Source organism: Nitrososphaerota archaeon (assembly GCA_029785825.1).
Lineage (GTDB): Archaea > Thermoproteota > Nitrososphaeria > Nitrososphaerales > Gagatemarchaeaceae > UBA183.
Map to the genome: position 1 here is coordinate 753,999 of JAFLYY010000001.1, position 23,247 is coordinate 777,245.

A 23,247-nucleotide genomic window follows, 5' to 3' on the forward strand; every position below is an offset into this window, starting at 1 on the left:
GTCGGGTGGCCAGAAAGGCATACGTGTCGTCGGTCGGCTTCACCCCGGTCGGGGACCACTGGGAGAAGTCCATCAGAGACCTGGCGGTGGAAGCTGCCCGCGGCGCCCTCAAGGGGTCGGGCGTGAAGAACCCCGGCCAGATAATAGTGGGGAATATGTTCAGCGCGGTCGGCGCGAGCCAGGAGCACCTGGGCGCCCTCCTCGCGAGCGCCCTCGGCCTCTCGGGCACCCCGGCGTACAAGATAGAGGCGGCCTGCTCTTCAGGGGGGACGGCGTTCAACGTGGGGTACAACCTCGTCCGCTCGGGGGCCGTTGATTCGGCCCTGGTGGTGGGGGTCGAGAAGATGAGGGACCTCGAGCCCGAGGAGGTCTCCCAGGCGCTCGCCATGGCAGAATCAGCCGAGTACACCCAGTTCGTCGGCGCCACCTTCGCGGCGCTGAACGGGCTCCTGGCCAGATACTACATGGAGCAGAAGAACGTCACCAGGGACGAGCTGAGCTCTATCCCGGTGCTCGACCACGCCAACGCGGTCACGGCGGCCCATGCCCAGTTCAGGAAGGCCATCACCCCGGAGGTGGTGGGGAGGTCTGCCATGATAGCGGACCCGCTCAGGCTGTTCGACTGCGCCCCGGTGGGGGACGGGGCTGCGGCGGCGATGATCGTAGGCGAAGGGGGCGCGTCGGCAGGGAAGGGGAAGCTGGCGGAGGTCCTAGGAGGGAGGGTGGCTACCAACGAGTTCAGCATCTATGAAAGGGAAGACATGCTCGACTTCAAGGCCACCAGGGAGGCGTTCAGGGGGGCGACGGCGGAGGCGGGGGTCTCCGCGAAGAAGCTCAGCCTGGTCGAGGTCCACGACGCCTTCTCCGTCGTGGGGGCCCTGTCGCTGGAGGCGATGGGGTTCTCGAAGCCGGGAGAAGGGTCCAGGGACGCGAAGGCAGGCAAATATTCCAGAGGAGGAGAGCTCCCGATCAACACCTTCGGAGGGCTGAAGGCCAGGGGGCACCCGGTCGGGGCTACCGGGATGTACCAGATAGTCGAAGCGTACCTCCAGCTGACAGAGCAGGCCGGGAAGAACCAGGTGGAGGGGGCGGAGTACGCCGCCACGCAGAACATAGGCGGGGTCGACTCCACCAGCGCGGTACACGTCTTCGGGAGGAGCCCCTGAGTTGGCGATACAGCACTGGAGGGTGAGGGACCGCTACTATCGGCTCATCGGGAGCAGGTGCACCGGATGCGGGGCGGAGTGCTTCCCTCCCGTCTACAGGTGCAGGAAGTGCGGGTCGGAAGAGATAGAGGACAAGGAGATGCCCAAGAGCGGCAAGATCGTCACCTACACCCAGCTCCACGAGCCCCTCCCGGGGTTCGAAGCGCAGGCCCCCTTCTACCTCGCGGTGGTGGAGCTCGACAACGGGGCAAAGATACTCACCCAGCTGGTCGACTCCCCGGACGAGTCGGTCAAGACGGGGGCGAAAGTCGTCGCGACGGTCCGCAGGGCGATGGTCGACGGAGACTCCGGGCAGATCACGTACGGCTACAAATTCAGAGTGACATAGGGAGCCAGGCTGGTCCGCTCCGTCCGGCGCGCCTCTGACGGAACCTCAGCCGCGCAGCTCTCTTCGCATGAGCACGTTGCTCTTCCCGAAGGGGGCGACCACCCTGAACCCCCGCTTCTCGAACATGGACGTGCTCCCGAACCAGGCTGCCAGCGCGCCCCTGTTGGTCACAGGGTACGCTTCTACCGTCCCTCCTCCCTTCTTCTGTATGGAGCTGACCGCGGCGTCGAGGGCGGCTGACGCCACCCCTCTGTTCCGGTACGCCCTGTCGACCGAGAAGCATGTTATCCTCCAGAGCTTTCCCGGGCCGGCCCTGAGGTCCAGCTTGCGGTACTTCCTCCCCCTGTCGATCCGGGGCGCCTCCTCCTTGGGGCCGTACTGGCACCACCCCACAGGCCTGCCGTGGTCGTAGACGAGTATCCCGTGGGCCCTCCCGTCCGAGACCAGCTTCCGCTTCTCCCTCCTGTTCCGTTCGGCCCTCTGCTCCAGGGTGAGGCTCTCACGTTCGGCTTGCGGAGGCGACCTCTCCTTCTGGTAGTAGACGCACCAGCAGACCCCCCACTCCCCCTTGCGCCTGAAGAGGGCCTGAAAGTCCGGCCACGTCTCCTTCGTGAGCTCTCTGGTCTCGTACTTGGGCGGGGCCGTCTCCACGGCGCCGGAGGGTCCCCACGGCTACTAAGGGTTCCCTGCGCGGCTGCGTCTCCCTTCCGCGGGCCGGCCGGGGGCGGACTCCGACGCCACGACAGTTAAGACGAATGAAGCCGCAGGGTCAGCGCCCATGGTCCAGACTGTGACCGTCCTCGCGGTCTTCCTTCTCATATCGTTGTTCTCCGTCCTCGTCGCGAGGAAGGCCAGGACCCCGTACACGACGCTCCTGGTCCTAGTCGGGCTCGCGCTTTCGGCCATACCGCTGGCAGGCCTAGCCGGGCTGAGGGGGTTCTTCAACGACCTGGCCAACGAGCAGCTGTTCGTCGGGCTCGTCCTCCCGCCCCTCCTCTTCGAGAGCATCATGAGCGTCAAGGTCTCCGACTTCCGGGCGGTCTACAGGCCCGCCCTCCTCATGGCCACCATGGGGGTCCTGGTCTCCACCCTGGTGGTGGGGGTGGTCCTCTGGAGGGTTGTCGGGTTCTCCCCCTTGGTGTCGTTCCTCTTCGCCGCGCTCATCTCCCCGACCGACGTCGCCACGGTCCTCGAGATATTCGGGAGGGCGAACGTCCCCACCAAGCTGGCGACGCTGGTCGAGATGGAGTCGGTGTTCAACGACCCCACGGGCATCGCCATATTCACCGTCGTCCTGACCACGTCGGCCGCGGTGTCGCTGCGCGCCTTCCAGGCCGCCGCCGACTTCACCTACATCCTGACGGCCGGGATCCTCGTGGGGATAGGGGTCGCCCTGGCCGCCCGGTGGGTCCAGCAGCACATCACGGACACCGTCACCCAGGTGGTGCTCACTTTGGTGGCCGTGTACGGCGCCTACGCGCTGGCGTACTCCATAGGCGCGTCCGGGCTCATCGCGGTCGCCGTCACCGGGCTCCTGTACGGGAACACGATACCGTTCAACGTGGAGAGCAAGAGGGTCGCGGCTGCGACGAAGGACTTCTGGGAGATAATCGCCTTCGTGGCCAACGCGGCCGCCTTCTTCTTCATAGGGGTGAGCACCGACATATTCCTCCTCGCCTCGAGCCTCGGGGCGTTCCTGGTCGCGTACGCCGTCGTCGTGATGGCGAGGATAACCTCCGTCTACCCGATCCTGAGCCTCTCGAAGGTGGAGGGCTCGCCTATCCCGTCGACCTGGATGAACACCACGGCCCTCGGGGGGATGAGGGGTGCCCTGGCCATCGCCCTGGTCTCGGCCATACCGGTGGCGACGAGGCAGCCGGTGGCGACCCTCACCTTCGGGGTGGTGGTGCTCAGCATCCTCCTGCAGGGGCCGCTCCTGACCAGGTACACCCGGAGGATCTTCGGGCGGCAGGAGACGCTGCAGGACTTCCAGCCCCCCGCCAGCGCGGAGGACGAAGAGGCGGGCCCGCCCGCGGAGCCTTTATCATCCGACCCCGCGAAGCGGGACGAAGGATGAGCTTCGACGAAGTAGTGAGGCTCGGCCAGCAGAGGGGGTTCTTCTTCAAGACGGCCGAAAGCTACCCGAACACCCCGGCCGGGTTCCTCGACTACGGCCCCCTCGGGGTCGGGCTGAAGAACAGGTTCGTCGAGCTCTGGAGGAGGCTGGTGGTGAAGCGGGACGGGATGCTGGAGATAGACGGCTCCCAGATACTCCCGCGCGCCGTCTTCGAGGCGTCGGGGCACCTGGCTGGGTTCACAGACCCGTTCGTGAAGTGCGCGAAGTGCGGCTCCGTCTTCAGGCCGGACAAGCTCGTCGAGGAGAAGACCGGGAAGGCGGTCCCGGAGAAGCTCGGAGACGCTGACTACGACCAGCTGATGGAGAAGTCGGGGGTGAGGTGCCTGAAGTGCGGCTCCAAGCTCTCCGGGACGACGAGGTTCAACATGATGTTCAAGGTGGGGATTGGGCCGGCGCAGGAGGAGGCTTACCTCCGCCCGGAGACATGCCAGAGCATCTTCGTCGACTTCCCCCTGCTCTTCAAGACGCAGAGGGTGAAGCTCCCTGTCGGCATCGCCCAGGTCGGAAGGAGCTTCAGGAACGAGATAGCGCCGAGGCAGGCTCTGATCAGGCTGAGGGAGCTGAACCAGGCGGAGGTCGAGGTGTTCTTCAACCCGAAGAGGGCGGACGACCCGCGCTACGACCGCGACCTGGCGACGGTGCTCTCTTTCAGGCTCCCTGACGGCTCGGACAGGAAGGTCCCCCTGTCGGAGGCTCTGAAGGACGGGATGGTCCCGCACAAGCTCGCGGCCCATCACCTCGCCCTGATAGCGGGGCTCTACGAGGCGGCCGGGATAAAGCAGGAGAACATACGGTTCCGGATCCTCTCCGACGAGGACAGGGCGTTCTATTCCAGGGCCGCCTACGACCTCGAGGTCAGGCTGTCATGGGGGTGGGTGGAGCTGGTCGCCTGCAACTACCGGGGGGACTACGACCTCGGGGGGCACGCCAGGGTGAGCGGGGGGAACTTCTCCGTGGACGACGACGGCGAGAAGGTCCTCCCTCACGTCTTCGAGCTGTCGCTCGGGATAGACAGGAGCATATTCGCGCTCATCGAGTCGTCAATGGCAGGGGAAGGGGATAGGAGGGTCATGGCCCTGAGGCCGTATCTCTCTCCGACGCAGGTCTGCGTCTTCCCCCTGGTGAACAAGGACGGGCTCCAGGAGAAGGCGAAGGAGCTCTATGGGGAGCTGAGGGAGTCGTTCGACGCCTTCTACGACGACTCGGGCGGCATAGGGAGGAGGTACGCCAGGGCGGACGAGGCCGGGGTCCCCGCGTGTGTGACCCTTGACTACGACACCCTGAAGGACGGTACGGTGACCCTCAGGGACAGGGACACCAGGGAGCAGCAGCGGGTCCAGGCGGCCGACCTGCCCTCGAAGCTCGCGGCCCTGACCAGATACCCGCCTATGCGAAGTGAAGCGCGAGCAGGATAGCCAGAGACGCCCAGGCGCCGGCGACCGTCGAGACCACGTTCACGACGTTGTTCTCCACGAACGGGGACCCCCACGTCCTGACCGTCTTCTCTCCGCAGTGCTTCAGGGCCTCGGTCGGCTTCAGGCAGACGATGCAGTAACCTCTGCGCTGGACCGCGGCTCCGGCCAGGCTGTCCACGAGGGCGCCGAACACCCCCCCGGCCAGGCAGAGAATGACGACGTAGTACGGATGCGGGAGGATCCCAAGGAGGGCCCCGAGGACCCCTATCACCAGGGACGCGAACGCCGCCCCTACGAACCCCAGCGGGGAGACCCCGCCCGATGTCCCCGGCCGGACCATCTTGGTCGGGTTGGTGATCAGCCTCGGCTTGCTGTGGCTCAGGAGCCCGAGCTCGGTGGCCGCAGTGTCCGCGGCTGACGCAGATATCGCCCCGAGGAACATGGCGGCGGCGACCGGTCCGGGCTGGACGATGTTCCAGACGGCGACGATGGACGCGAGCCCCCCGTTTGCGAGTATATGGGGCCAGTTGCGAGCCCCTCCCTTCCCCTGGGCCCCGCCGAGCCTGCGCTTGTACCCGTACTTGTAGAGGGTGAACACCACCCCGAGGACGAAGAAGACTGCGACTATGAAGAACCAGTCGAGCCCGCCCCCATAGACCACGGCGAACCCGACCGCGGCGCTCGCCAGGAACCCCCGTGCGTCTATGGTGTTGAGGAGGACCGCCGCCAGCGCGACCCCCACGACGAGGAAGAACTCGAAGAGGGCGGTCAGCAGAGTGAGCAACTTCTCCCCGCCCCGGGCCCCCGCGTTAAATACGCAACCTTCCTGAGCATCGAGCGCCTGCGCGGACGGCGCAACGCGCGCGGCAACCTTTTTTGACGAACCCGTTTTCGCGTCCGGGGAGCTTGACGAAGGTCCTCTACGGCGTCTCCCCCGTCGGCCTCGGGCATGCGACGAGGTCGATGGCCGTGGTCGGGGAGCTCCGGAAGGCCGGAGCCGAGGTGAGGGTCTTCTCCGGAGGGAAGGCGGCCGAGTTCCTGAACGCGTGCGGGTTCGAGGCGACGGACGCCGTGGACGACGCGGGGCCGAGGGTGGTCCGGGGGGAGATGAAGGGCGCGGCGTCCTGGTACGTCAGGTCATGGCTGGCGCAGCGGCGGAACGTGAAGAGGGTGGGGGGGCTCATCGACGGCTTCCATCCCGACCTGGTGGTGTGCGACGAAGAGTTCTCAGGGATGGCGGCGGCGGAGGACAGGGGAGCAAGGCGTGTGTTCATCTCCGACGAGCTCGAGCTGGGGTTCGCGAGGTCTTGGCTGGCCAAGGCCATCGAGCGCAGGGTGGAAGGATGGTACCGGCGGCTGCAGCTGTCAGTGGACCTCCTGATCATGCCGGAGGAGGGCCAGGATCAGGGGAACAGGCGGTACGTAGGGCCGATCGTGAGGCCCCCGACGGCCGGGTGCGGAGAGGCGAGGAGGAGGCACGGGCTCCCCTCAGGGAGGATGGTCCTCCTGAGCCTGAGCGGGAGCGGGGCGGGGAGGGAGCTCGTCCCGAAGGCGATGGCTGCCGTTTCTGCCATCGGAGGCGGCGCCTTCCTCGCAGTGTCGGGGAACAGGGGGGCGTCCTTCGCGGCTGAGGGGGTCTATGACCTCGGGGTCGTCCCCGACAACCAGGACCTGGTCCGATGCGCGGACCTGGTGATAACGATGGCGGGGAAGAGCACCATCGACGAGGCGGCCGCCGCCGGGACCCCGGTCATCGCCATACCGATCAGGCACCACGCGGAGCAGGAAAGGAATGCATCCGCCCTCGGGTTCCGTCCGGAGGACGCCGAGCGGCTGGCGGAGCTGGCACGGCGGAGCATAGGGAAGAGGGGGGCGCCCCGGACGTTCAGAGGGGAAGAAGAGGCGTCTCGGCTCATCCTGTCGCTCGGGTAGCTGCCCCTGCGGGCGGTCAGCTCTGTCTGCTTCCCTTCTCTAGAAGCGCCTGGAGGGCGGAGATCATGGCGTCCTCGGCGGGGACCTGCGACAGGGCCAGGACAAGCCCTTCCTTCCGGGCAAGCTCCACGGCCAGGGGGTCGACCTCCTTGGGGCCATGGATCACCACGACCCTGGGCTTCAGCTGGGACACCCGGATTGCCACCAGGGGGCTCCTCCCCATCCCGACCTTCGTGAACACCAGGGCCCTCTCCGTCGTCGCGCCGAAGATGCGGTAGAAGTCATATCCAGAGAGGGCGTAGATTGTCTTGATGCTGTCCACCACGGTGTATCCGTAGAGCTTGACCCTGGAAGGGTCCCCTACGAGGACAGTCGCGTCGAGGGCGTCCAGGATCTTCGAAGCTTCCAGGGGGGCGTGAAACTCCCCTATCGACAGGATGGCGTCGTCCTTCTCGCTAGCCACCAGCTTCGAGACCACCCTCCCCTTCCCCTCGTCCAGCCTGACCAGCGCTTCTATGTACTTCTTGACGAACTTGACGCCGGGAGAGGGCCTCCTCCCCGACTCGTAGTCGCTCAGGACCGACGCGGACATCTCCAAGGAGTCGGCCAGGGCCTTCTGCTTGATGCCGAGCTTCTCGCGCCACGCCCTCATCGCCCGACCTGCGTCGGGGCTGGCTATGATGTCGCCCGCTATCTTCACGAGCGCGTCGGTATCCGCTGTCGATTCCAACTTCTACCTTTGCCGAACAGGACGTTTTAAGGTTTGAACGGCGCTGATCGGACGGACGTCTGCCGGGAAGGGGCGCCGCCCCCTGCCCTGATCCTCACCCCTTGGCGAGCTGCGCGACCTGTCTCTTCAGGAGCTCGAGCCCCTTCTTGATGGACTCGCCGTCCCTCGCCAGCCCGAGCTGCCTGACGAGCCGCTCCCCCAGGAGCCTGTCGTCTCCGGTGGTGAGGTCGGATATCGCGCCTTTGAGACGCGACTTCCGGAGGGCCAGCATGCCATCTATCAGCTCCTGCCCAAGGAAGGAGTAACACTCGGCCAGCTCGACCCTGGTCATCAGCTCCTGAGCTTTCGCGGTCATCATCTCCGTCTTCACCTTCGGCCACCCGGGCTGGGCCGGGTCCTTCTGCCCCTCCCTCAGGATGTCGTGGAGGACCGTGACCCCTTCCAGCCTCGCCCCGCACCCGGCCCTGCTGGCGGCGTCCAGCCCGGCCGCGATAGAGATCCCCTCGAAGCCGTTCGCCGCGCCCTTCGAAGCCTCTCTGAGCTGGGACATGACGTGGCTAGGGGACGGGACGGCCTCCCGTGAAAAGAGGAGGGCATAGGCGAATTCGTAGCTTCCGGCGAGCAGCCAGAAGTCAGCGTCCACCAAGTCCCCCTTGGCGAGGGCGGCTTCCGCGCGGGTCACGGTCTTCAGCGCGGAGGTGAGGCGGACCCTGCTCGCGGCGCCCGCGGTGCTCGAAAGGGTGGCCGTGAAGGCGGAGGACGCCGTGGAGAGGACGAGGGAAGTGTCTCTGACCGGCTTGCAGAGGGCGAGCGAGAGCGCACGCTCGGGACCGGCGGGCTTGAGTATCTCCTTTTCCGGGACGAAGTACACGTCGGCGTATATGTCTCCGATCTTGAGTGACGTCGGGGGCCTTCTGTCCCCGACCACCAGGACGTCGAACTCGCAGGAGTACCGCTGCAGCCCCGTTGCGGTGCACCCGACGAGAGCCACCGCGGCGTCCATGTAGGTGTCGAGTATCGGTCTGAGGTGCTCTGAAACCGGGCCCGTTTTCCCTTTCATCGCGCTCCCTCCTGAAAAGCCTCTGAAAACTTATGGTGCAAACGTGGCGCCGAAAAGGGAACCAAACATGAGAGATGTGGAGTTCCAGCTGCAAAGCCTCGCCAAGACATTGAAGGATTTGCAATCCACCCGCAACGCATATATACGCGACCCGGAGAGAGTTCCATGTAAGTATTTCGCTAGTGGTAACATTGTTCGCAGACAAAGATTTCTCGAGGCTGATGCGCCTGCAGAAGGCCCTGGACAAGTGCCCCAGATGCGGGAAGGGGCCGATGCTAGTCGACAATGCGGGCGGGGAGCTGTTCTGCGGGGCGTGCGGCTTCGTGGTCAAGGAGAAGATAGAGGAGGTCGGGCCCGAGTGGAGGGCGTTCTCCAAGGAGGAGAAGGACGACAGGAGCAGGGGAGGGATACCCACCTCGATCGCGATGCACGACATGGGGCTCGCCACCGTCATAGGAGGGATCAACAAGGACGCGTCGGGCAAGTCGCTCTCTGCTTCCATGAAGGCCACCGTCGAGAGGCTCAGGACATGGGACTCCCGCAGCCAGGTGCACGAGCCGGTGGACAGGAACCTGAGGCAGGCCTTCAGCGAGCTGGACAGGCTGTCTGACAAGCTTTCGGTCTCTGACGCGGTCGTCGAGAAGGCCGCCTACGTCTACAGGAAGGCCCTCGAAAGGGGGCTTGTGAGGGGACGGTCCATCTCCGCGATAATCGCCGCTTCGCTTTACGCCGCCTGCAGGGACACCCAGACCCCGAGGACCCTGAAGGACCTCGCCGCCGTCAGCAACGTCAAGAAGAAGGACATCGCCAGATGCTACCGCCTCCTTCTGAAGGAGATGGACATCAAGATGCCGGTGGTCGACCCCACGAAGTGCATCTCCAGGATCGCGTCGAAGGCGGGGCTGTCCGAGAAGACGAAGAGGAGGGCGCTTGAGATCCTGAAGCGGGCGGAGGAGACCAGAATCTCGGCCGGGAAGGACCCCATGGGGCTCGCGGCCGCAGCACTCTACGTCGCCTGCACCCTCGAGGGAGAGGACAAGACCCAGAAGGACGTGGCCGAGGCGGCCGGGGTCACCGAAGTCACGATAAGGAACAGGTACAAGGGCCTCAGGTCAGCGCTAGGGATCTAGCTGCAGGCTCAGGCCGTAACAGTCGGTACAGGCAACTTCGCCAAAGCCAGGACGGCCCTTCAGTCTTCGCGGACCAGCCGCTCTTTCCCCCTCTGGGCGAGCTTGTCCCGGGGGTAGAGGTCGGGGTAGTTGGCGGAGAGGATGTCGACGTACTTCTCCGTCTCCTCGTCGTTCATGAACTGGAACATGTACCTCCCTGAGTAGGGCTCGTATGGGCCCTCCCGCCTCATGAACTCGATGTGGATCAGAGGGTCCCCGCGGGAGATCGTGATTGGGGTCCGCTCGTTGCTGAGGTTCACCAGCTCCAGGGCGAGCCTCCCCACGAACCCGCTGTGCACCTTCACGGAGTTGAGGAAGGACAGCCCGAGCCTCCCGAACTTGCTCTTCGAAGTCAAGTGCGCTACCGTGTCTGGGGGGGTGAACACAATCTCCCTCGACACCATGTTCCTGTGCTCCAGGTAGTGGAGGGTCCTGTCTTCCCTCACCGTCAGGACGTAGCCGTCGCCGTCGAAGGCCGAGTCGTCCGAGGGATAGATGCAGCCGTACTTTCCCACCATCTCCTTCAGCAGGGGCGCGCCTATCACCGTCATGTCGACGAGGGAGGGGCCGTTTCTACCCCCTTATCAATGAAACCTGCTTCCGGCCGGGCCTGCCGCGCCAGGAGCCACTTGACGGAGAGGTACGTCACCAGGACGAAGCTGGCGATCCCTATCAGGTAGATCACGTCGAAGTCGTACAGGAACTGCAGGACGTACTCCGTGGTCGCAGAGTTCGCGGGGATCCCGAACGCAGACTGGCCGAAGTACGAGTAGACTGTCCCCAGGTAGTCGACCCCCCAGTGGGTCAGGATCGCCGCGGGGAGGCCGTACTTCACGTAGAGGTATCCCAGGACGACCCCTCCCCAGAGGGCATAGGGGAACTTCGCCCAGGTCCACCCCCCGCTCCCCCCCACGCAGTTCACGTGGCAGACCCCGAATGTCACTGCGCTCCCGGCGAATGCCGCCCAGAATATCGCCGTCGCCACCCCTCCGACGGCCGCCCCCTCGAACAGGACGGACGGGCGCCATAGCGCCTTCAGCGCCGTCTTGAAGGGCCGCCCCGCCGAGAGTATGAACGCCACCACCCCGATGAGGACCACCCGGAACCCGACCTCCTCCCTCAGGGGGGCCATGGTCAGGGAGCCGAACACCAGGAGGGGGTCGGCGTTGCTGAAAGGGTTGCCGACCGACCCGAGGAGCGCCTGTGATATGCTCGTGATGACCACCCCCGTGAAGTTGAGGAAGCCGATGGCGATCAGCACCACGAAGAGGGGGCTCTTCATGAGCCCGCCGACCCCCCCGGTGAAGGCGTCCTTCGTAGCCTGCCACGGACGGGTCTTCTGCAGGCCTGTGTAGGTGATGAGCGCCGCGTATATCGCCAGAAGGAGGACGAAGAGCCCCCCGAACGCGACCGGATACGGTATCATCAGGGGCGCGGGCCCGACCCAGAGGTAGGTGTAGACCAGCGACGAGGGCGACAGCTGCGTCGACAGCCCCCCGTGGAAGACGGCGTACGCCCCGGCGGGGAGGCTGAAGACGGCGAGCGCCAGGGTGAACAACAGGAGAGCCAGGATCGTCCCTGCGACCAGCACGGTGCCTACCCGCATTCCGCGCACCGCAGGCTCCAGCTCACTTGTCACCCTTGACCGGGCCCTCGAGGTAGACGGAGCCGGAGTATTTGCACTTCCGGCAGTAATATTCGGCGGGGATTATCCCCAAGAGGTCCTTGTTGCTGGTGGCGAGCGGGCTCAGGCACCTCGGGCAGAGCTTCGTCGCAGGGGAGAAGGGGCTCCTCCTCGCGAGTACGGGCTCCCGTTCGTCGCGCCCCTCCTCCGTCGCCATGATGCTCGGCGGGTTACGCGGGCTTAAAACCGTTCGAGCAGCGAGTGCTTCTGTGATCCCGGAGCCGTGCTATGCGTGCGGAGAGGAGATGGTTGCCATCCAGGCGTGCAAGCTGAGGTGCGGGAACTGCGGGGCGCTCCTGGACTGTGAAGACATCTCAGGCCTGCCGAGGTAGGCATGAATCAGCGCGCTATCTGCCGGGCCGCCTGCCCTTCGTCGAACAGGCTGAAGGCCTCGTCGGCGCTCCTCCCCTCGTGCACCACCGCCCTCACCGCCTTTATCATCCCCACGGGGTCGGACGACTGGAAGATGTTCCTCCCCATGTCGACGCCGCTGGCCCCCTCGGCCATGGCGTTATGGGCGAGGACGAGCGCGTCCCGCTCGGGGAGCTTCTTGCCTCCGGCTATCACCACGGGGACCGGGCAGCCGTTCACCACCTTGCGGAAGTCCTCGCAGTAGTAGGTCTTGACGAGGCTCGCGCCGAGCTCGGCGGATATCCTGCATGCGAGCCCGAGGTACCTCGCGTCCCGGGCCATCTCACGGCCCACGGCCGTGACCGCGAGGACGGGCATCCCGTACCGCTCTCCTTCGTTGACCAGCTCGGCCAGGTTCGCCAGCGTCTCCTTCTCGTGCTCGGAGCCGACGAAGACAGACACAGCCACGGCGGAAGCGTTGAGCCTGATCGCCTCTTCGATGGAGGTGGTGACCACCTCGTCAGAGAGCTCCTTCAGGACGCTTGTCCCTCCTGACACCCTGAGGACGACAGGGACTCCCAGGTCCGGGTCGACAGAGGTCCTGAGGACGCCTCGGGTCAACATCAGGGAGTCGGCGTAGGGGAGCAGCGGGGTGATGGTCTTCCTCGGGTCCTCCAGCCCCGTGGTGGGCCCCTGGAAGTATCCGTGGTCGACGGCCAGCATGACCGTCCTCCCGCCTTTCATCAGCCGTTCGACCCTGTTCTTCAGCCCCCAGCTCACGACCTGTCTTCTCCTGGCCCGTCTCCTCCCAGCCGCATAATAAAGGGAGCGGGGCTCAGGGGGTCACCACTACCTTCATCCCCGCCCCGCTGGAAGCCGTCTCGAGGGCGCGGTCGAACTCAGAGAGGCGGAACCTGTGGGTCACGAGGGCGCCGAACTCGTCCCCCCGCGACGCGAGAACGTTCAGGGCCGCCTTCGTGTCTGCTTCGGAGGCGCCGTAGCTGGTGGTCAGCTCCTGCTCCGCGTTGTAGAGGGCGCTGATGTCGTAGTCGAGGACCGACCCCTTCGGCGGGACCCCGAACAGGCAGACCCTTCCCCCCTTGCGGACGGAACGGAGCCCCTGAAGGATGGCCGCCTTGTTCCCGGACGCGACGATCGCGACGTCTACCCCTCTCCCCCCTGTCTCCCGGGCGGCGGCCTCCGGGACGTCGGACTTCGAGGCGTCGACGACGACCGCGGCGCCGAACTTCTCGGCGAGCTTCAGCCTCACTTCGCTGACGTCGCTCACCACGACCTTCGACCCGACCGGACTGAGCAGGAGGGTGTGCATCATCCCCACCGGCCCCGCCCCGGCGACCAGGACCGACTCTCCCGGCTCGACGTGGGCTTTCCTGACGGCCCTCACGCAGCAGGCGAGGGGCTCGATGAGCGCCGCGACCTCCCACCCCATGGCGTCCGGGAGCTTCAGCACCCCGCCTCTTTCGGCGTTCCACCTCGGCACCAGGATCCGCTCCGAGAACCCGCCTGGGGAGAGGTTGCTCGTCCTGTACTCCTTGCACATGGTCTCGTTCCCCGACTTGCAGAGGTAGCAGCTGTAATCGGGGACGTGGTGGTGAGGGAAGACCCTGTCGCCCGCCTTCAGCCCCCTTACCCCGGCCCCGACTTCGTGCACCACTCCCACCGCCTCGTGCCCGATGACAGGCATGGACGCCGTGTACTCCCCACGTATCTTCTCGATGTCCGTGCCGCAGAGCCCGCAGGCCTGCATGTCCACCACCAACTCCCCCTCGCCCGCCCTGGGCTCCTCCAGGTCGACGGTCTTCGGCGCGAAGCCGTGGCCGCCGGGGAGGGGCGCCAGGACTACCGACTTCATCTGGTGGGCGTGCGGCGTGCCGGGCGATATAAGCCGAGCGCGGTGGCGGCGAGGATCCCCTCCCCTCCGACGCCGCGCGGGGGCGGGCGCCGGCCCCGAAACCTCTTAACCTTCGCCGCGCGGTCGGTCCGACGCCGTGGGGCTCCCGGAGAAGATCAAGAAGATAGAGGACGACATCCACAAGACGCAGGTCAACAAGAAGACCGAGCACCACATCGGGCTCCTGAGAGCCAAGCTGGCGAAGCTGAAGTCGGAGATGGAAGAGCAGCAGACGAGGAGGTCGGGGAGCCGGCTCGGGTTCGACGTCAAGAAGTCGGGGGACGCGACGGTGGTCCTGATAGGGCTCCCGAGCGTCGGGAAGTCGACCCTCCTCAACCGCCTGACCAACGCGAAGTCGAAGGTGGCGGCTTACCAGTTCACCACGCTGGACGTCGTCCCCGGTGTCATGGAGCACAACGGAGCCAAGATCCAGATACTCGACCTCCCCGGGATAATCAAGGGCGCTTCGTCCGGCAAGGGGCTCGGGAAGAGGGTCCTGTCAGTTGCGAGGAGCGCCGACCTGGTCCTCTTCGTCGTGGACGTCTTCCAGCCCGAGGCGAGGGACCTGCTCGCAAGGGAGCTCAGGACGACCGGGGTCAGGGTGGACGAAGCCCCCCCGAACGTCGTCATAGAGAAGGTGGACTCGGGGGGGATAAGCGTCGCAGCCCTGGTGAAGATGACCAAGATGAGCGAGTCCCTCGTGAAGGACATACTCCGGGTCTACGACGTCAACGGCGCGAGGGTGGTCATACGGGAGGACATCGACGACCAGCAGCTGGTGGACGTCCTCTCTGGGAACAGAGTCTACGTCCCGTCGCTGACCGTGATGAACAAGGTCGACCTGGTGAACGCGGGGTTCACGAGCGAGGTTTCGCGCAAGCTCTCCTACAGGTTCGTCCCCGTCTCGGCCGAAGCCGGGGTGAACATCCAGGCGCTGAAGGAGGAGATATACAGGAGGCTGGACTTCCTCCGCGTCTACATGCGGAGGAGGACGGGAGAGACGGACTTCGAGGAACCCATGGTGGTAAAGGGGGGCGCGACCATAGGCGACGTCTGCGACAGGGTGCACAGGAACATGAAGGACGAGTTCAGATACGCGCAGGTCTGGGGGAAGAGCGTGAAGTTCGGCGGCCAGCGCGTGGGGATGACGCACCGGCTCATGGACCAGGACGTCCTGACCATAGTGACGAAGTAGATGGCGGGGAACGACCCGACGGCCATCGGGGGGCTGATCCTGCTCGGAGGGGTCCTTGCGCTCTTGTCAGGGAGCGAGCTTGCCGGCATCTTCCTGGTCGTGGCGGGGGGCCTCCTTCTGGCGACGGGGTTATGGCGAAGGCGAGCCCGCCGGGAAGGACAGAGGTCTCAGGCGTGAGCGGGAAGTCCGGCCAAGGGATGGCAGGCAGAAGCTGGCAGCGGACCAGTCGCTGCAGACCGTCGTCGAACCTTCGCCCATCTGCCGGAAATTCCACCTTTCGATAGACCGCAACGGCGCTGTCAACTCAAGGGATGAATTGAGCCGGCGCTCTAGCTTCGCTGCTTTCTCACGGTCTGAGGGGATGATGCCTCCCACGCTACACGGGACCTCGCAAGTTCATGGAACGTGCAAGGACGTCCCTCCCTGTGATTCTTTACGGGGCGTATGTCTGCCTCTGCTCAAACAGTTTGAGGAGGGCGTCGAGGACTCTTGAGCCCCTGCTGGAGAGGTCTCACGAGGCCGTCCGTCAGTGGGTCCAGAGGCTGGCTCCCATCTGCGACAGGCTCGACGTCGACAGGAGGAGGGTGCGACGAGTCTTCGTCGACGAGACCATGGTCCGCATCAGGGGGGGCATGGGTCTGGGTCGCCTACGAACCGTCTCTGAAGAGGTTCCTCCCCTTCCGGATCTCCTTCAATCAGTCCACTTTGGACGCCTACCTCTTCCTGAGGGAGCTCAGGAACAGGTATGGGAGGAAGCCTGTGTGGACCGACGAGGGGGTCTGGCACCTCGAGGCGTGCAGGTGGGCGAGGCTGGAGCATCGCGTCTACCCGGTCCGGTGGAAGAACCTCATCGAGAGGATGAACCAGGCCCTCAAGGACAGGCTGGAGAACTTCGACGACCTCTTCCCCTGCTTCGAGGAGGGGCGCGACCATCGGCACGTCAGCAACTGGGTCGGCGTCTACAGGTTCTTCCACAACGTCATCAGAGAGTGGGGCGGCAGACCAGAGTATCAGAGGTCCATTCAGACCATCTCGGGGGCCCTAGCTCGGCAGCGCCACCGCAACCACAATCACGCTTTTATACCAGATTGAGCCCATAAAGGGCAATCACACATGGTGCTGGAAGCCGACCTGGCTCTGGTAGAGGAGGTCCTTCAGTTCATCGGGGTCTTCGTGTCCTTCTCGATAGCGTTCGTGGCGTACAAGGGGGTCAGGCAGACGGACAGCAGTTCGTTGCTCAGGCTCGCCCTAGCGTTCGTGTTCCTCGGTCTCGGGTTCCTGGTGGAAAGCGTGGTCGGGCTGGGGCAGGTCGTCCCATACCTTTCGACCACCGCCGCCACGGTCGTGGTGGGGGGGCTGCTCCTGGAGACGACGGGGTACTTCTTCCTCGCGTTCTCCCATGTGGTGGACGTGATGCTCTCCAAGAGGGCTGGAGCGGCGTTGCTCGTCTTCCCAGTCATCACCCTGAGCGGGCTCCAGCTCTCGAACATCCTGAGCATCCTCTCCTTCTACTTCGTCATGTACGGCGTCGTGGAGACCGTCTACTCCTACGCTAGGACGAGGAAGCCCGACACCCTCCTCATAGCCGTCGGCCTGTCCATGATAGGGCTCGGGACGTTCTTCCAATGGTTATCACTTGTGTACCAATATGTCGGGGTTCTTTCACTACTGCAGATTATACTCCAGGAGATGGGTTTGCTCATGTTGTTCACCCCTGTGCTGAGGTTCGCAGTGGGAGGAGTGAAGGTAGATGGTACAGTATAGGACCCAGGTAAAGATAATCGCCGACGTGCTGGTCACAGCTCGGGACATGAACACCGAAGGGGCTGGCGTGGGGGTCACCGCGCTAGTCCGGAAGGCGAACATGTCGTACACCAGGATGTCAAAGCTCCTTTCGGAGCTCGTGGGGTCGGGGCTGCTCCTCGAGCTCGACGGAGAGAGGATTTCAAAGTACATGATCTCCGAGAAGGGGAAGCAGTTCCTCGTCGCCTACTCGTCCTTCCAGGACTTCGCCCAATCTTTCGGGCTAAGACTGTAAGCCGGCGTGCGCCGGGGAAACCGGTTTATACTCCAGCCTGAGGCCTCATCCTGATGATTGGCGTAGCCGGAGCGGGGAGGATAGGGGCCCAGTCGGCGCTCGAGATAGCGTCCATGGGGCTGGACGATGTCGCTCTTGTCGACATCGTCCCGGGGCTGGCCGAGGGGGAGGCCCTCGACATCAGCCACAAGCTCTCTGACGCGGGGGTGGACGTGGACGTCAAGGGGTCCACGGACTATTCTGTCCTGGACGGAGCCGAACTGGTGGTGATAGCAGCGGGGATGGGAAGGAAGCCCGGGATGACGAGGATGGACCTGCTGGCGAAGAACGCAGGCATAGTGAGCACGGTCACCAAGGAGGTGGCGAAGCACGCCCCCGACGCGGTCCTTCTGGTCATGACCAATCCGATGGACGTCCTCACCTACGTCACGCTGAAGGCGTCAGGGTTCCCGAAGCAGAGGGTGGTCGGCCAGGGAGGGCTCCTCGACATGTCGCGGTTCAAGTACGTCTTGGCGAGGAAGCTGGGGGTCTCGAGAGGCTCCATCACATCTCTTGTCGTCGGCGAGCACGGGGAGAACATGATCCCCCTCGCGAGCCACACCTACGTCGGCGGGGTCCCTCTCGGCACCCTGCTCAGCGAGGCGGAGGTGCAGCAGGCCATCGACGACACGCGGAAGGTGGCGGCAGACGTCATAGCGAAGAAGGGGGCGACGGTCTTCGCGCCCGGGCGCGTCGTGGCCCGCATGACGAAGGCCATCGTCGACGACACCAAAGAGGTCATCCCGGCGTCCGCCTACCTCGAGGGGGAGTACGGGCTGAGCGGCCTGTGCATCGGGGTCCCGTTGAAGCTCGGCCGGGGCGGCATAGAGAAGATCTACGAGCTGAAGCTCACGGACAAGGAGAGGGACTGGTTCAACAGGGGCGCGGACACCCTGAGGGACGCAATCGCCAACCTGAAGTTCTGAGCTTGCCCCAGACGCCGTCCACGACCAGCGCCGCCCATGGCCGCCGTGAGGCCCAGGGGTGCCCGGGCCCCGACGAGAAAGCCTAAGAACCGTCTGCGTCGGCGGTCGAAACGCGTTGCTCATCATCGTCCTCACGAAAGGGGTCCCCGCCAGGACTACCCAGGCCGTGCAGATGGGAGGCGTGCTCAACCGGGAGGCGATGGAGCTTGTCCTGAACCCCCACGACGCCAAGGCGGTCGAGGCCGCGGATTACGTGAAGAGGCGGGTCGGGGGGAAGACGGTGGCGCTCAGCATGGGCCCGGACATGAAGCTGGTCCCCCTGATGAAGCCCCTCTACATGTCGGAGGTGTCCGGCGTGGACGAGGAGTACGTCCTCAGCGACAGGAAGATGGCAGGGGGCGACACCCTGGCGACGTCGTACGCCGTCGCTCTCGGGGTGAAGAAGGTCGTCGAGAGGCACACAAAAGCGATCGAAGAGCTGGAGGAGGCGATAAAGAAGGCCGGCTACTCGGAGGCGGTGAAGGCCAAGGCGAAGGAGCTCTACGCAGCCAACCTCCTCCCGAACAGGGTCTACAGCGACCTCCCGTCCGTGAACGGGACGACAGTGTCCAGGTTCCTTGCAGGTGACATCACGTCGAGCGGCGCCGTGCAGGAGCTCGAAGCAGAGAAGGCCAGGGTCTCGCGTTTCATGGTGCTCAGCGGGATCAAGACCACCGATGGCGAGACGGGGAGCGTCGGCCCGCAGGTGGCGGAAGGGATCTCGGAGCTCCTGGGGACGGTGGTGCCGCACGCCACCTACGTCGAGGATTTCGACGTGGACCCGGGCACGTCCACCGTCGCCTCGCGGCGCATGATCGGGTACCTCTCGCAGAAGCTCGAGATGCAGCTCCCTGCTCTCCTGACGGTGGCGGCTGAATACAGGCCGAGGGCCGCTCCGGCGGCGGGGATGAAGGAGGTGCGCGCCAACTGCTACAAGGGGAAGGTGTACCAGCCGTTCAAGTGGACGGCCGAGGACATAGGCGCGGACCCGAAAAAGATCGGGCTCGTCAACTCGCCCACCATCGTGGGGACCGGGATAGACATAGGCAAGCCCCCCGTGCAGAAGATGGTGGGGTCGACGCAGGTCTTCCTGAAGGCGGTGGAGAAGACGGAGTTCGAGGGCAAGGCCTACGGGCCCTATTCGCGGGGGGACGTGGCCGCCGACATCCCTGAGGGGCTCGCGGCCATGCTGAGGGCCGACGGGAGCGTCGGGGTCTTCGACGTCCCGATGCTGGTGGAGGAGCTGACCTCTTGAGCGACGACTCGAAGGGGGTCTGGGTCTACCTCCAGCACGGGAAGGCGGGGCTGACCGTCCCGTCCCTGGAGCTCATCGCCGCGGGAAGGTCTGTCGCCGACAAGATAGGCCAGGAGGTGGTGGGGGTCATCCTCGGGAGCGGCCTCGACGAGATGGGCGAGATGGCGGTGCAGAGGGGGGCGGACAGGGTGATTCTCGTCGACTCTCCGGACCTCGAGACGTACTTCAACCTCGCCTATGCAGACGCGATCTACTCCCTTGTGAAGGAGAGGAAGCCGTACGCCCTCCTCATCACGGCCAACGAGGTGGGGAAGGACATCGCCGGGAGGGTCGCTTACCGGGTCCCGACCGGGCTGGCCACGGACAACGTACAGCTCGCGGTGGAAGACTACTCCAACCCTGTCCTCGGACAGTTCAAGGACCTGCTCATACAGGTGAGGCCTGACTTCGGCACCAGGCTCGCCAGGATCTACACCCCCCGTCACAGGCCGCAGATGGCCACCGTGAGGCCAGGGAGCTTCACCCCGCTCGACCCCGACCCGAATAGGAAGGGGAAGGTGGAGAAGGTCCCGTTCAAGGCCCCCGGGTACCCGGCCAGGGTGACCGAGGTCGTCGAACTTCCGCCGCCGACCCCTGACCTGGCTGGGGCTGACGTCGTCATAAGCCTCGGGCTGGGGATCCTGAAGGACGGGAGCGGGAGCCCGAAGGACCCCCGAGACGCGTACCGGCTGGCGCTCGACCTGAAGTCTGCTTTCGAAGCCCGCGGGATGAAGGCGGAGATAGGGGCGACGAGGGCCCTCATCTACGCTGAGCTCAAGGAACTGGAGGGGACGATAGGAAAGAACAACCAGGTCGGGCAGACCGGGGCCACCGTGAAGCCGAAGGTCTACGTCGCCGCCGGGATAAGCGGGGCGCTGCAGCACCGGGTCGGGATGCAGAATTCCGCGAAGATAGTGGCCATCAACACAGACCCCGAGGCTCCCATCTTCAAGATAGCACACTACCCTGTGGTAGGGGACCTGTACGAGGAGCTCCCGAAGCTCGCGGATGCCGTAAGGAGGGGTGCGGTTGCAGGCTGAGTACGACGCCATAGTAGTGGGGGCGGGCCCCGCCGGGTCCGCGGCTGCCCTGTCGCTCGCAAGGAAGGGGGCGGACGTCCTGATGCTGGAGAAGGCGAGGGTCCCCGGCGAGCGGAACATGACCGGGGGGGTGATCTACGGCGACTTCCCCGGAGATTGGGGGCTGATACAGCTCGTCCCGGACTTCGAGTCTACCGCGCCCCTCGAGAGGCGCATCATCTCCCACGAGGTGGTCATCCTGGACAAGCCGGACTATGCGAAGGGGACCAGCAGATACTACAAGCTCTCCAAGACCTCACTCCCCACCAAGATGGGGCTCTTCCCTCTCGGCTTCGAGACGGGGCACGACTACTCGGTCCTCAGGCGCTCGTTCGACAGGTGGTTCGCCGGGGTGGCGGTGCAGGCCGGGGCGATGCTGTCGGCGGGGACGACCGTGGAGGGGCTCATGACCGAAGGGGGCGCGGTGGTGGGGGTCAGGACCACGAAGGAGGAGCTCAGGGCGAAGCTGGTCATCGACGCGTCGGGGGTCACCTCGAACCTGGTGACCGAGGCCGGGCTGAGGGGGAGGCTCACCCCCAGGCAGCTCTATCACGGGATAAAGAGGGTCTACAAGCTCGACCCCGCCGCCATAGAGCAGAGGTTCAGGGTGCACGACGCCGAGGGGAGGGCCATCTTCTTCCTCGGGGACTTCATGAACGAGATCGGGGGCGGGGCGTTCGTCTACACCAACAGGGACACGCTCTCGGTCGGGCTCGTCGTCTCCATGGACTCGCTGATCCGGAGGACGACGGAGCACTTCGACCAGGTGGGGAAGCTCATCGACGTCCTGGACGCCTTCGAAGAGCACCCCATGGTCGCCGAACTCCTGGAGGGGGGACGGGCGGTCGAGTACTCGGCCCACAACATCCCCAAGGGGTACAAGGCGCTCCTGAAGCGGCCGTACGCCGACGGGTTCCTGGTAGCCGGGGACGCTCTCGGGTCCTTCGTCAAGATAGGCCCGATGATAGACGGCATGAGGAGGGCGATCACCTCCGGGATGATGGCGGCGTCGACCTATCTGGAGGCGCGCGCGTCAGGGTCGTTCAGGGCCAAGAACCTGTCGAGGTACAAGGACTTCCTCGGGCCCATCTACGAGGACGTCGGCAGGTCGGGGAGGGACGGTTTCATTACGGAGAGCTCGTTCACTTACCATACGCTCCCGCGGGTGCTCTTCGGGACGAGGTTCATGTCGAGCGTCCACCGGTTCGAGCCGAAACCGGACGGGAGGCCCCGGCGGGACGCCGTCGCCCGGGTGCAAGAAGGGACCGGGCTGCTGGTCTACGACGAGGACGAGTCGTACTCGCACATACGGGTGGACCCGGCGCTGGCCTCGAAGTCCCTCACCAAGCCATGGGTCCCCGCCTGTCCCACCAACTGCTACACGATATTCACACCGAAGGGGGTGTTCGCGTCGTTCAAGGACCTCTTCGACCACAACCTCGCCCAGAACGGAGGGGACAGGGGGAAGGCGCTGTCCCGAACCCTCGAGGATATCGGGTCGTCGGAGCTCAGGTTCGACCACGTCGCGTGCGTCGCTTGCGGGACCTGTGGCGCCATCGGACCTCCCGAGATGGTCACTTTCGGCCACGAGAGGGACGGCCACGGGGTCAGATACAGGTTCGGCTAGAAGGTCGGCTCCCCTCCCGGACCGCCGTGGTCCCGTCAGAGTTCCAAGGCCCGTCAGCGCGAGCCTTTTCCGCCGAAGGGCCTTCAAATAGGGCGAGGAGTGCCGTGCCGGCATGGATGTCCCGAGGGTCTCCCTGGCGCAGATCGAGGACGCGGCCGCCAGGATACGGGGGTCGGTCTACCGAACCCCGCTGGTCCCGTCTTCGCGCTTCGACGCCGGCTCCGTGCTGCTCAAGCTCGAGTGCCTGCAGCCGACCGGGAGCTTCAAGGTGCGGGGCGCCTGGAACATGATGAGCAGGTCGGGGAGGGAGGAGATGAAGCGGGGGTTCGTGACAACATCGGCCGGGAACCACGGCCAGGCGGTCGCCTGGAGCGCCAAGAAGCTCGGGGCCGCCTGCACGGTGTACGTCCCCACCGACGCCGTCCAGCGGAAGGTCGACTCCATGGAGTCGATGGGCGCGAAGGTGGTCCGCCGGCCCCACCATGAGATAATGGAGGCCATGGCCGACGACAGGATGACGAAGCTCGGGATGACGTTCGTCCACCCGTTCGGAGACCCGTTGGTGGTCGCCGGCCAGGGGACCGTCGGCCTCGAGATACTCGAAGACTTCCCGGGGGTGAAGAGCGTCGTCGTCCCTGTGGGGGGCGGGGGGCTGGTGTCGGGGATAGCGCAGGCCGTCAGGGCGAAGAGCCCTGGGGTGAAGGTATACGGGGTCCAGGCCGAGGGGGCGGCACCGCTGCCAGAGTCGCTGGCGACGGGGAAGGCGGTGGACGTGGGGGAGCCCCACACCATCGCCGACGGCATAGGGGCCACCAGGGCGTACGACTACATGCTCCCGCTCCTCCGGGAGAACCTCGAAAGGGCGTTCACCGTGAGCGACGAAGAGATCAGGGCGGCGATGAGGAGGCTGCTCCTGGAGTCGCACGTCGCCCCGGAGCCTGCCGGCGCGGCTTCGTTCGCCTGCCTCCTGAAGCACCGGGGGGAGATCCCGGGGCCGGCCGCGTGCGTCGTCAGCGGGGGGAACGCCGACCCCGCCCTCCTGGCGTCTTTGCTCTCCTAGCCGGGG

The 23,247-nt window shown here is 65.4% G+C and carries 25 protein-coding genes; 16 read left to right on the plus strand and 9 right to left on the minus strand.

Annotated features, from left to right (window positions below; genetic code table 11):
- Positions 1-5 precede the first annotated feature (5 nt).
- The gene (locus tag JRN21_04130) at positions 6-1,166 is read left to right on the plus strand and encodes a thiolase domain-containing protein (GenBank protein ID MDG6988495.1); all 1,161 of its coding nucleotides are present in this window, start codon (positions 6-8) and stop codon (positions 1,164-1,166) included.
- A 1-nt stretch (position 1,167) separates the two neighbouring features.
- On the plus strand, positions 1,168-1,554 hold the full coding sequence (locus tag JRN21_04135; protein MDG6988496.1) for a Zn-ribbon domain-containing OB-fold protein: 387 nt from the start codon (positions 1,168-1,170) through the stop codon (positions 1,552-1,554).
- 45 nt (positions 1,555-1,599) lie between these two features.
- Here the strand turns inward: JRN21_04135 and JRN21_04140 are convergent, their stop codons facing one another.
- Complete coding sequence (locus tag JRN21_04140) at positions 1,600-2,205, minus strand: GNAT family N-acetyltransferase (GenBank protein ID MDG6988497.1); 606 nt, start codon at positions 2,203-2,205, stop codon at positions 1,600-1,602.
- A 127-nt stretch (positions 2,206-2,332) separates the two neighbouring features.
- Here JRN21_04140 and JRN21_04145 point away from each other — a divergent pair, with 127 nt between their 5' ends.
- Together JRN21_04145 and JRN21_04150 are read left to right on the plus strand one after the other, a co-directional pair.
- Positions 2,333-3,631 (plus strand): sodium:proton antiporter, encoded by a 1,299-nt coding sequence (locus JRN21_04145; GenBank protein MDG6988498.1) that lies wholly within the window; start codon positions 2,333-2,335, stop codon positions 3,629-3,631.
- Entirely contained in the window at positions 3,628-5,106 is a 1,479-nt protein-coding gene (locus tag JRN21_04150; GenBank protein MDG6988499.1) for a glycine--tRNA ligase, read from the plus strand. The genes JRN21_04145 and JRN21_04150 overlap by 4 nt, the downstream gene beginning before the upstream one ends.
- On the opposite strand, the gene JRN21_04155 is transcribed toward JRN21_04150, so the two are convergent.
- Complete coding sequence (locus tag JRN21_04155) at positions 5,078-5,890, minus strand: DUF92 domain-containing protein (protein ID MDG6988500.1); 813 nt, start codon at positions 5,888-5,890, stop codon at positions 5,078-5,080. The genes JRN21_04150 and JRN21_04155 overlap by 29 nt on opposite strands.
- Positions 5,891-6,012: 122 nt before the next feature.
- On the opposite strand from JRN21_04155, the gene JRN21_04160 reads away from it, so the two are divergent.
- Positions 6,013-7,038, plus strand: a complete 1,026-nt coding sequence (locus JRN21_04160; protein MDG6988501.1) for a hypothetical protein — start codon at positions 6,013-6,015, stop codon at positions 7,036-7,038.
- Between the two features lie 16 nt (positions 7,039-7,054).
- On the opposite strand, the gene JRN21_04165 is transcribed toward JRN21_04160, so the two are convergent.
- The gene (locus tag JRN21_04165) at positions 7,055-7,768 is read right to left on the minus strand and encodes a helix-turn-helix domain-containing protein (GenBank protein ID MDG6988502.1); all 714 of its coding nucleotides are present in this window, start codon (positions 7,766-7,768) and stop codon (positions 7,055-7,057) included.
- 94 nt (positions 7,769-7,862) lie between these two features.
- On the minus strand, positions 7,863-8,828 hold the full coding sequence (locus JRN21_04170; GenBank protein ID MDG6988503.1) for a hypothetical protein: 966 nt from the start codon (positions 8,826-8,828) through the stop codon (positions 7,863-7,865).
- Positions 8,829-9,049: 221 nt separating this feature from the next.
- On the opposite strand from JRN21_04170, the gene tfb reads away from it, so the two are divergent.
- Positions 9,050-9,958 carry a transcription initiation factor IIB gene (tfb, locus tag JRN21_04175; GenBank protein MDG6988504.1) on the plus strand — a complete coding sequence of 303 codons (909 nt, stop codon included), beginning with the start codon at positions 9,050-9,052 and terminating at the stop codon, positions 9,956-9,958.
- A 59-nt stretch (positions 9,959-10,017) separates the two neighbouring features.
- On the opposite strand, the gene JRN21_04180 is transcribed toward tfb, so the two are convergent.
- The 5 genes from JRN21_04180 to JRN21_04200 form a co-directional block, all read right to left on the minus strand.
- Positions 10,018-10,548 carry a hypothetical protein gene (locus JRN21_04180; GenBank protein MDG6988505.1) on the minus strand — a complete coding sequence of 177 codons (531 nt, stop codon included), beginning with the start codon at positions 10,546-10,548 and terminating at the stop codon, positions 10,018-10,020.
- Positions 10,545-11,603 (minus strand): CPBP family intramembrane metalloprotease, encoded by a 1,059-nt coding sequence (locus tag JRN21_04185; GenBank protein MDG6988506.1) that lies wholly within the window; start codon positions 11,601-11,603, stop codon positions 10,545-10,547. Before JRN21_04185 ends, JRN21_04180 begins: the two co-directional genes overlap by 4 nt.
- A gap of 22 nt (positions 11,604-11,625) precedes the next feature.
- A complete protein-coding gene (locus tag JRN21_04190) occupies positions 11,626-11,838 on the minus strand; it encodes a hypothetical protein (GenBank protein MDG6988507.1) in 213 nt (70 codons plus the stop codon).
- A 182-nt stretch (positions 11,839-12,020) separates the two neighbouring features.
- On the minus strand, positions 12,021-12,812 hold the full coding sequence (lsrF, locus tag JRN21_04195; protein MDG6988508.1) for a 3-hydroxy-5-phosphonooxypentane-2,4-dione thiolase: 792 nt from the start codon (positions 12,810-12,812) through the stop codon (positions 12,021-12,023).
- 55 nt (positions 12,813-12,867) lie between these two features.
- Positions 12,868-13,905: an alcohol dehydrogenase catalytic domain-containing protein gene (locus JRN21_04200; GenBank protein MDG6988509.1), complete on the minus strand. Its 1,038-nt coding sequence runs from the start codon at positions 13,903-13,905 to the stop codon at positions 12,868-12,870.
- A gap of 136 nt (positions 13,906-14,041) precedes the next feature.
- Here JRN21_04200 and JRN21_04205 point away from each other — a divergent pair, with 136 nt between their 5' ends.
- The 10 genes from JRN21_04205 to JRN21_04250 all read left to right on the plus strand — a co-directional run bounded on the left by JRN21_04205 (position 14,042) and on the right by JRN21_04250 (position 23,241).
- Complete coding sequence (locus JRN21_04205; GenBank protein ID MDG6988510.1) at positions 14,042-15,139, plus strand: GTP-binding protein; 1,098 nt, start codon at positions 14,042-14,044, stop codon at positions 15,137-15,139.
- Positions 15,140-15,316 (plus strand): hypothetical protein, encoded by a 177-nt coding sequence (locus JRN21_04210; protein ID MDG6988511.1) that lies wholly within the window; start codon positions 15,140-15,142, stop codon positions 15,314-15,316. It begins immediately after the preceding gene.
- Positions 15,317-15,628: 312 nt separating this feature from the next.
- Entirely contained in the window at positions 15,629-16,231 is a 603-nt protein-coding gene (locus tag JRN21_04215) for a hypothetical protein (GenBank protein MDG6988512.1), read from the plus strand.
- 21 nt (positions 16,232-16,252) lie between these two features.
- The gene (locus JRN21_04220; GenBank protein ID MDG6988513.1) at positions 16,253-16,903 is read left to right on the plus strand and encodes a hypothetical protein; all 651 of its coding nucleotides are present in this window, start codon (positions 16,253-16,255) and stop codon (positions 16,901-16,903) included.
- Positions 16,890-17,177 (plus strand): transcriptional regulator, encoded by a 288-nt coding sequence (locus JRN21_04225; protein ID MDG6988514.1) that lies wholly within the window; start codon positions 16,890-16,892, stop codon positions 17,175-17,177. The genes JRN21_04220 and JRN21_04225 overlap by 14 nt, the downstream gene beginning before the upstream one ends.
- A gap of 53 nt (positions 17,178-17,230) precedes the next feature.
- On the plus strand, positions 17,231-18,142 hold the full coding sequence (locus JRN21_04230) for a malate dehydrogenase (GenBank protein MDG6988515.1): 912 nt from the start codon (positions 17,231-17,233) through the stop codon (positions 18,140-18,142).
- 115 nt (positions 18,143-18,257) lie between these two features.
- Positions 18,258-19,436 carry a hypothetical protein gene (locus tag JRN21_04235; GenBank protein ID MDG6988516.1) on the plus strand — a complete coding sequence of 393 codons (1,179 nt, stop codon included), beginning with the start codon at positions 18,258-18,260 and terminating at the stop codon, positions 19,434-19,436.
- Entirely contained in the window at positions 19,433-20,515 is a 1,083-nt protein-coding gene (locus JRN21_04240) for an electron transfer flavoprotein subunit alpha/FixB family protein (GenBank protein ID MDG6988517.1), read from the plus strand. The genes JRN21_04235 and JRN21_04240 overlap by 4 nt, the downstream gene beginning before the upstream one ends.
- Positions 20,505-22,181, plus strand: coding sequence for an FAD-dependent oxidoreductase (locus JRN21_04245; GenBank protein ID MDG6988518.1), 1,677 nt, complete (start codon positions 20,505-20,507; stop codon positions 22,179-22,181). Before JRN21_04240 ends, JRN21_04245 begins: the two co-directional genes overlap by 11 nt.
- A gap of 112 nt (positions 22,182-22,293) precedes the next feature.
- On the plus strand, positions 22,294-23,241 hold the full coding sequence (locus tag JRN21_04250) for a threonine/serine dehydratase (GenBank protein ID MDG6988519.1): 948 nt from the start codon (positions 22,294-22,296) through the stop codon (positions 23,239-23,241).
- Positions 23,242-23,247: the final 6 nt, after the last annotated feature.